2 protein-coding genes are annotated in these 6,175 nt (G+C 47.0%); one reads left to right on the forward strand and one right to left on the reverse strand.

Annotation, left to right across the window (positions count from 1 at the left end; genetic code table 11):
* Window positions 1–173 precede the first annotated feature (173 nt).
* Entirely contained in the window at window positions 174–1,793 is a 1,620-nt protein-coding gene (locus J2T16_RS26040) for a stalk domain-containing protein (protein WP_336121036.1), read from the forward strand.
* A 173-nt stretch (window positions 1,794–1,966) separates the two neighbouring features.
* Here J2T16_RS26040 and J2T16_RS26045 read toward each other — a convergent pair whose 3' ends face one another.
* Window positions 1,967–5,596, reverse strand: coding sequence for a glycoside hydrolase family 2 TIM barrel-domain containing protein (locus J2T16_RS26045; RefSeq protein WP_499019657.1), 3,630 nt, complete (start codon window positions 5,594–5,596; stop codon window positions 1,967–1,969).
* Window positions 5,597–6,175: the final 579 nt, after the last annotated feature.

A 6,175-nucleotide genomic window follows, 5' to 3' on the forward strand; every position in this document is an offset into this window, starting at 1 on the left:
GTGACCTGGACTGGATAAGTTACATTTTTTGAAAATGAGTGTCCGAACTTTGGAACATCCCCTGCAACTTTTTTAGTGAAATCTCTTCAATTCATGTAACCTTCGTGCTAGTTCTTACGTTTATTTAACAGCACTTCCATTTTTACCATCAATCTTCCAAAAGAGGCGATCTTATGTATTCCGATAATCATGCTAATCATGTAACAACAGAAAAAGCTTTCTCTTCCTCACTGGTCAATCCGGCCCGCAAGCAACAAAGTGCATCCCTTCGCCGCTTCAGTAAAATCATCATTTCAGCTAGTGTTGTCTCTACTCTGCTCATAGCTACGCTGCCTTCAGTGTCTACTACGTACGCAGCCAAGGACGAGCAGGCTTTCACAGGGAGCGCTCCGGATCGAGCAGTTTCGGCTTCATCCTCAGGCTCCTCCCCTAAATCCTCTGTAACTTCAAATACAGCTCAGGAGCTCCACTACACTCAAGTAGCAGGGGGGTACTATTACACGGTGGCGTTAAGAAGTGACGGTTCTGTCTGGACATGGGGACGAAATCTGTTAGGAGAGCTGGGAATCAGCGACACGGTGAGATATCGCCATACATTCAGTCCTGTCCGTATTCCGCACTTAACCAATGTCACAGCAATCTCTAACTCCGGTGGAGGATACAGTTTAGCTGTTCAAGCAGACGGAACCGTGTGGCAGTGGGGAGATGGCAGAACCCCCAGTCAAGTTCCTGGCATCACCGATGCTAGACATGTTACCGCAGGATCTTTCATGAGTGTAGCCCTCCTTCGGGATGGTACCGTTCAATCCTGGCAGACCCCACCTCAGAAGCTTTCTAACATGATGAACGAGGAGGCTGGGAAGAAGCCCACCCTGCACCGAATCAGCGGTTTGAAAAATGTCGTGCAAACCACGCTATCTGGTTACGATGGATATGCGTTGAAAAAAGACGGTTCTGTCTGGACATGGAAAGAAGCGGATGAAGCGGGCAGTACCCCTTCCAAAGCCAAGCCAGTCAAAGGCCTCACCAATATCACGTTCATCACGGGTAAAGGCGGACAACTGATGGCGCTCGATTCGAAAGGCAGAGTCTGGAGAATGGATGTGCAAGGAAAACGGATTCCATACCACCATGAGCTTAAAGTGAAAACGTTGGATGCAAGCTCCAATTATGTCCTTCTGGTGACTACAAAAGGCGAGGTATACAGCTTCGGGAACACCGTAACAGGCAAACAAGGGAAAATAAAGCAGTTATCGGATATCAAAGGTGTGTCTGCCGGGTACTACCATAGTCTTGCACTTTCCTCCGATGGAAACGTCTGGGGATGGGGTGGTGACAAATATCAGGAGGCAGGTGCGCCGGCCACATCTTCGGGAGGCATGGTGTACATCCCTGTTCAAGCTAAGCTAGGTACAGATATCTATGTAAATGGCAAGTTACTACAATCCGTATATCCTGCAGTAGAAACGAGCGGAACGCTCCAACTTCCGATCAAAACGATTGCATTAACACTTGGAGCAACATTTGAGGTGCATACCGCAGATGGATTAATAAGTCACTATACCTTAAAATATAACGATCGGATCATTACGATCAAGCCGAATGAACTGCAATACACGGTATCCACCTTAAATAAGCTTGACCCGCAGGAAGAACAGGTTATATCGCTACGTGAACCCATTGGCAACTACTCTGGAGCCACCACAGCACCTTATGACATGTTGCGAGGGCTTGGGCTGGACGTAACCTGGGATAGTAACACCGCCAAAGTAACGATTGATGAAGTGAACTGACGGAAGACACTACCCGCACATGGACAAATTAATTAACACTTGTAGCCAACTTAGAAAGCTAAGCATACACACGAACTGAAAAAATCCTCCTGAAATCAGTAGCTGTTAAGAAGCAGCATCTAAGATTTCAGGAGGATTTTTATTTTTATTTGTTAGAAGCGGCGGTCTTTCATTTACTTCTCGAACCGGAACCAGCCAAAGTCAAACTGACTACCGGGCAGAAAAATAAAAGTTACCTTTTGCTCCCCGTATACCGGTTCTAATTCAAATGTCCGTTCCTCGTACCCTTCGGATTGAGTAAACTCCACCAGTTGGTTGCTCTGCCCGTTCGCACCCGAGAAGCGGATATGAATCGTGTTTTTATCTATCGCTGAAGCGCCATAGATCACTAGTTTTGACGTACCTTTAGTTGTGAAATTCATCTGTTCAAACTCCAGCGAAACGTTATTCCCGATGCCTGCCACACGGTCGTCCTCAATCGTGAACGTATCTCCGTACAGATGATCGCAAGACGCAGCCGCATTGGTTTCAAAAGCCCTGCTTTGGCGTTCAAATGAAAAGCCCTTAATATGAATCTTCTGTTTCAGCACAAAGCAGATCGACGTAATGCCGCTGAGTCGTTTGGACAGACGATACGTCTCCTCCTGGTATACATTCCATATCGATTCCTTGTCGTACACGACATCGGCAATCATCACACTGCCCTCTTCACCCGGCATGCCTTCCCAGATTTGAAGGAAATATGTTTCACTCGACAGCGCAAAAATGGGAATCGTGATCGTATCCGAGCCGTATGGGCCGAAGTCGATATTGCGAAAGCCCACGTGAGTTTCACTGTCCCTGCTGGTAGCTACGCCACGTTCATTACCGTTGCCCACATCACCTTTGGTATAGTCATACAGGCCACCTGAGATAAATCCATATGGATCTTTGTAGGCTGTACCTAAACCTTCTGCCTTGAACTCCAGTTGGGAGATGAGTTTGGGTTTGTCTGTACCGTTGTTGCTGGTTGCACGCAGGCGGAACGCCCCGTCGCCCACAGCTGATACTCTGACCCTATGCCTTCTCTCGTCTACGTCTATACTCTGTGAACCTGGCTCGTCGCCCGTTCCAGAAGTGATCACTTCTACCTTGGCAATATTGGACACGATGCCAGCATCATTTACAACAGACCATTCCACATCCCGATAGGAAGTACTCTCCGGGTACAGTTTGGCTGTAACTATCACTTCCGGGTTAGAGGCATCAAGAATCTGTCCTGATTCACTGATGATTTCAATTTTGCGCAGAGGGATCTCCTGAGCGTGACCCGTCAGTACCGGGCAATTTTCATTTTTCATGAAGACAGGTTTTGCATCCACTGTTATGGATTCTCGCTCCACATCCGCTACCTTAGATTCAAATGTAGCTGTTGCTCCTTCTAGTCCTTCCGAAGACACCTCGACCTGAATTGTTCCTGCCTCATTCGTCGAGCCGATAATCGCCATCAGCTTGCCGCTGAACAATCTTCTGCTTAGCCCTTTATACGGGTCATAGTCCGTGCTATCCCCGTTATCCAGACCGAGCAAACGTCCCGCACCAGACACCTTCACCTGCACACGATTATTGGCATTGTGTACCGGATGGCCTGCTTCGTCTTCTACTGTAATCTCTACAAAAACGAGGTCTTTTCCGTTAGCCTGCAACTCCTGACGATCTGTCGACAGGCACACTTTCTTCGCATCGGTAAAAGAACGCTGTACATCGGTAGCAATCACCGCACCATGCTCATCATAAGCGATGGCTTTCAGTTCACCCTCTTCAAACGGCACTTTCCACCAGCCGGACAACTGGGTTCCATGGGCATGGTCGATATCATACGTGCCGATGGTTTCACCGTTGAGCTGCAGCTCAATTTTGGGTGCGTTGCTGCATACACGTACATCAATGATCTGACCAGGGCTAAAATCCCAGTAAGGGAAGATATGCACCATTGGACTTTTTTTATAATCCGTCCAGGCGGCTTGATAGATGTAATACGAGTCTTTCGGGAACGTGGCTGTGTCCAGCTGTCCAAAATACGAATTTTTCGTATGATACGGCGTCGGTTCGCCAATGTAATCGAATCCTGTCCAAAGGAATTGCCCCAAGGAAAACGGATGATCGCGCTCGGCGATGATGCAATACTCCGGCGATTTCGCTCCCCAGCTGGTCGTGCTGTTTCCGAGTGCCGAGCACTGCTCGTCATCATCGTCCAGAACGGGTTGTTCATAAGGGAAGTGATAAATGCCACGGCTTTGCACCACCGAAGAGGTCTCACTACCATAGATAATCCAGTCCGGATGTTCGGCATGATGCTGGTCATAATATTTTTCAGCATAGTTGTAGCCAGCCAGCTTCACGATATCAGCACATTTCTGAGCATTTTCCCAAGGCATGTAGTTCGAACCAATCGTCACCCGTGCGTTACCTTTCGGATCAAATTCCTGCACATACTCCATCAGCACTCGCGTCACTTCCTGCCCACGCTCATCCGCATGGGTATCATAGATTTCGTTCCCGATACTCCACATGATCAGACTGACGTGATTTCGATCACGCCTCACCCAACTTCTTACGTCGCCATGTGCCCACTCCTTGAAAAACCTGGCATAGTCATACGGCGTCTTCGCCCGTTCCCACATATCAAATGCTTCGGACACCACCAGCATGCCCATCTCATCAGCCAGTTCCATGAACTCTTTCGCCGGCATGTTATGCGCGGTTCGAATCGCGTTGACTCCCATATTTTTCAGCAAAACAAACCTTCTTCTCAGCGCTGTCACATTAAACGCAGACCCTAATGCACCGAGATCATGGTGTTCGCAGACACCGTTCAATTTCATTTTGACACCGTTGAGATAGAAGCCTTCGCTGGCATCCAGTCTGACCTGTTTGAACCCGATCCGCTGTGGAACAGACTCGATAAGCTCCTCATGTTGCTCTCCCGAGATCAGACGTAGTTCTGTTACGAGATCATATAAATGGGGTTTATCCGGGCTCCATACGTTGGGATTAAGGACGTTAAGCTGCTGGCTGTTTGTAAACTGAATTGGGTGTTCATGTGCTTCAACACCTTCATCTATAGCGCTCGCCACTATCTCCGCCTGAGAGGATGCAATGACTTCACCGTTGTACAGAATCGTATGCAGCAACTGCGCACGCTGATTCTGTTCCAGACACAGCTCTGTATCTACCTCCACCTGCCAGCCATCGGGTTGCTGCTCTATGGAAACATAGATGCCGTCCGTTACGATGTGATTGCGACTCCTCGTTTTCAGCCACACATTACGATAGATACCCGCCCCGGAATACCATCTGCTGTTCGGACTCTGATGCACAACTTTGACCAAAATTTCGTTAACCCCGTCCAACAACGCATTCGTAATTTCGTGCTCAAACGCAGAGTAACCATACTTCCACTCCCCAACAAACTGCCCATTCACATATATGGATGAATCCATGTATATTCCGTCGAAACACAGAATCACCTGCTGCTCATCCTTCGTATATTCAAACGTCTTGCGATACCACCCAATACTGTTCTCATATAAATCCAGCGTATTGTAGATCAGCCAATCGTGAGGGAGCTCAACCGCATCGAAGGAAAGCTCAGTCAGATCAATAGGGCCAATACGACTCGTTGCCTCAGTGAGATTAGTTTGCTCGGTAGAATCCGCATCTTTAGTAAGATCAGTATCTGTATTAGACTCCGTCCGCTTTGTAACGCTTAAATCACTTTTGGCAAATTGCCATCCGTTATTAAAAAGTCTTTTCGCATTCATGCCATCTCTCACTCTCTTCTGGTTGAATAGTTATTACGTTAAACAGCCTAATTCCGCTTTCAAATCGAAAACCTTTTCGTAAAATGACAAAAAATTCTTGTCGCCAGTTAACAATGCAACAATTATACCATTTCTCTCATCTTTGTAACGTAATTTAATCTAACTAATCAAACAAAAAAGTGAACGTTTTCATATCTGGCATTAATCTTTTATCGTATGGCAACTTAACATAATCTCACGATCTACGACGAAACCAGTATCAAAAAAAGGCAAAAAAGAAGGTAACCCGCGCACGGGCCACCTCTAAATGGCTGATACCAGTTGAAATTCTGTTTTACGTTCCCCGTATTATCTCTCTAATCACGACTCTCTAATTAAGCCTCACTAACTTAAATCAATCCCCTTACCACCTGTCCCTTTTTCTAACGATCACCAGAGACGCTATTTGGGCAGAATCACACCGTTTTATTTTCTAACGATCACAGGCTTTAAAGCCCCCTAATCCAATTGGACACTCGAAGCTACCTCAGATACACTAAATGAAATGAGGAGAGTGTTCATGAAAAGACGATTTAGATG

The organism is Paenibacillus intestini, assembly GCF_030803945.1.
GTDB classification, from domain to species: Bacteria; Bacillota; Bacilli; order Paenibacillales; family Paenibacillaceae; genus Paenibacillus; species Paenibacillus polysaccharolyticus.